Source organism: Janthinobacterium rivuli (genome assembly GCF_009208735.1).
Lineage (GTDB): Bacteria > Pseudomonadota > Gammaproteobacteria > Burkholderiales > Burkholderiaceae_D > Janthinobacterium.
In genome coordinates, this window is sequence record NZ_WFLJ01000043.1 from 1 (window position 1) to 2,893 (window position 2,893).

Here is a 2,893-nt window from a genome sequence, read left to right on the forward strand (position 1 = left end):
TGGCGGCAACGGCGGCGGCCGTGGCGTTGGTCGAGTTCAGCACAGCCGCGGCGGCGGCCGCATCATCGGCCAGGGCCGCGTTCAGGGAAGCCAGCGCGTTGGCGGCGATGGTGGCGGCGCTGGCGGCCGCGTTGTCGGCCAGTTGCGCCGCTTGCGCGGCTGCTTGAGACGCATTGGCGACGGTGGCGGCGGTGGCGGCCGCCAGATCGTCTGCGATGGCGGCGGCGGTGGCCGCGCTCGCCGTCACAGCGGCGGCGGCCGTGGTGGCCGCATTCGCGTCCGCCTGCAAGGCCGCATTCAAGGCGGCCAGCGCATTGGCCGCCGCCGCGAGGGTGTCGTCCAGTTGTGCCGCCGTGGCCGCTGCTTGCGAAGTCAGGGCCAGGGTGGCGGCGGCGGTGGCGGCATTGTCGGCCGCGAGCGCATTGTTCAGCGCGGTCAGGGACGCTGCCGCCGTCGCCGCTGTCGAGGCGGCCGCCGCGTCATCGGCCTGCGCCGATTGCGCGACGGCCTGCGACAGGGCTGCCGTGGTGGCGGCGGTGGTGGCCGCCAGCGCCGCCACCAGGTCGAGCGGATGGGCTTGCGAGTAAGCGGCCAGGGCAGCGGCATTCGCCGCGTCGTTGTTGGCGATGGTGGTCAGGGCGGCGGCATCCGTCAGGGCGGCCTTGGTGGCCGCCACGGTGGCGGCCGTGACGTCGAGCGTGTGGGCGGTGCCCAGCAGGACGGCATCGGTGAGGCCGGCGACGGTGGCGGCGGCCGTGGCGGCGGTGGCATTCACGGTCGCGACCAGGCCCAGGGCGACGGCATCCGTCAGGTTGGCCGTCGTTTGCGCTGCCGTGGCGGCGGCCGCGTCGACCGTGGCCGTCAAGCCCAGGGCCACGGCGTCGGTCAGGGCGGCCGTGGCCGCTGCCGTGTTGGCGGCGGCCGTGGCGGCCGTTGAAACGGTGCCCAGGGCCACCGCATCGGTCAGGTTGGCAACGGCCGCAGCGGTGCTGGCGGCCGTGTTGGCGGCCGTCGAAACGAGGCCCAATGCCACGGCGTCGGTCAGGTTGGCGGTCGTTTGCAGGGCGGCAGCGGCTGTCGCGTCGACCGTGGCGACCAGGCCCAATGCCGTGGCGTCCGTCAGCGCGGCAGTGGCGGCGGCCGTATTGGCGGCCGTGGTGGCGGCGGCCGAGACGGTGCCCAGGGCCACGGCGTCGGTCAGGTTGGCCACGTTCGTCGCCGTATTGGCGGCAGCGGCGGCGGCCGTGGCGAGCAGGCCCAGGGCGGCCGCATCGGTCAGGTTGGCCGTTGCCTGCAAGGCGCTGGCGGTGGCCGCGTCGGCCGTGGAAATGATGCCCAGGGCCGTGGCATCGGTCAGCGCCGCCAGGCTGGCGGCGGAGCTGGCGACCAGCGCATCGGCATTCGAGATGAGGCTCAGCGCGATGGCGTCCGTCTGGCCAGCCGTCGTCACGGCGGCCGCCGCGGCCGCATCGGCGGCTGCCGAGAGCGTGCCCAGGGCTACGGCGTCGGTCTGGTTGGCAACGAATATTGCCGTCGCCAGCGCGTTTTGCGCCAGCGTATTGGCGGCGGTCAAAGTGGTGACCGCCGTCTGTGCGGCAAGTTCAGCGGCGGCGTCGCTCGTGGAGATGATGCCCAGCGCGCCGGCATCGGTCAGCCCGGCCGTGGCGGCGGCGCTCGCGGCGGCGGCCTGTGCGGCGGCGGCTGCGCTGACGGCCGAGATGTCGATCCCGCCCAGCAGGGCGGCTGTTTCCGCTGCCGAGACGGCAGCGGCAGCGGCGGTGATGAGCGCATCGGCATCGGTCAGGCCGGCGGTGGTTTGCAGGCCGGCCGCCACCAGCGCGTCGGCGGCGGAGATGCCGGCGAGGAGGAGGGCGTCCGTCAGGCCTGCATCGGCATCGGCGCCATCGGCGTCGAGCTGCAGGGCGTTGACGGTGGCCGTCAGGTCGACGACGCTGGTCTGGCCGGCCGTGACGTTGGCGGCCAGGGCAGCGAGGTTGGCCAGATTGAAGGCATTCAGGGCGACGTTGACGTCCAGCAGGCTCGCTTGCGAATTGGCGGCGGCCGCATCGGCGTCGGCCTGGTCGGCCGCTTGCTGCAGGGCGACGACATCGGTCTGGTCGGCCACGGCCTGGGCGTTGGCGGCATCGCTGGCGGCGGCCGCGTCGGCAGCAGCGAGGGCGGACGCATCCGTCTGGTCGGCCGTCGTTTGCGCCGCCAGCGCGGCGGCGGCATCGGCGTCGGAAATCACTTGCAGGGCGGCGGCGTCCGTCAATGCCGCTTGCGCGGCGGCGGCGGTCGAGGTGTTGGCGGCCGCATCGGCCGTGATTTGCAGGGCGGCCGCGTCGCTCAGGCTGGCGGTGACGACGGCATTCGCGGCCACGGTGGCGGCGAGGGCGGCGGCGGCATCGAGCGCGGCCGCATCCGTGCTGGCGGCCAAGGCGGCCGCCGCGGCGGCAGCGGCGTCGGCATTGGATATCACGGCCAGCGCGGCCGCGTCGGTCAGGTCGGCCTGCGTCTGTGCCGCATCGGCCGCCAGGGTGGCGGCGTCGGCGATCAGGCCCAGGGTGGGCGCGTCCGTCATGTTCGCTTGCGTCTGCGCATTGGCGGCGTTCGTCGCGGCGGCATCGGCGGCGGCCTGCAGGGCGACGGCATCGGTGGCGTTGGCGATCGAGGCGTCCCAGGCGGCAACGCCGGCGGCGGCGTCCGCTGCCATGCTCAGGGCGACGGCATCGGTGAGTCCCGCTTGCGTGCTGGCGGTGGCGGCCGCGTTCGCTGCGGCGGTGGCGGCGATGCCCAGTGCCGCGGCGTCGCTGGCATTGGCGTTTGCCGCCGCATTCGCTGCCGCGGTGGCGGCGGCGTTCGAGGCGGCGGCCAGGGCGGCGGCGTCGGTGGC

General features: G+C 74.7%; 1 protein-coding gene. It reads right to left on the minus strand.

Annotated elements, in window-relative coordinates; translation table 11 throughout:
* The coding region (locus tag GCN78_RS29505; RefSeq protein WP_193316906.1) for a hypothetical protein at positions 1-2,893 on the minus strand (2,893 nt) is incomplete at both ends.